Here is a 270-nt window from a genome sequence, read left to right as displayed (position 1 = left end):
CTGCTGGTGTAGCGCCTCTTCCAGCGCGCCCGCTACTGTGGATTTACCAGAGCCGGATAGCCCGGTAAACCACAGTACCACACCACGATGACCGTGAAGTTTCTCGCGCTGCGCGACGGTGACCGGATGAGGATGCCAGACGACGTTCTCATCATGGGCGGCCATTACTTGCCTCCCAGCAGATCGCGCGCACCCCAGTGCGGGAAGTGCTTACGCACCAGCGCATTCAGCTCCAGCTCAAAAGCGCTGAACTCAGAGGCTACCGTAGCC

The 270-nt window shown here is 60.7% G+C and carries 1 protein-coding gene; it reads right to left on the bottom strand.

From position 1 onward, the window contains the following. A partial coding sequence (locus tag ACPYOJ_RS35460) for an adenylyl-sulfate kinase (protein ID WP_481420404.1) occupies positions 1-165 on the bottom strand: 165 nt, incomplete at its 3' end. Between the last annotated feature and the right edge of the window lie 105 nt (positions 166-270).

The sequence above is a fragment of the Rhizobium sp. SVR5-9E genome, from assembly GCF_056755095.1.
Note: the sequence above shows the minus strand (reverse complement) of the source record. Positions and strands in the feature narration are given on the sequence as shown.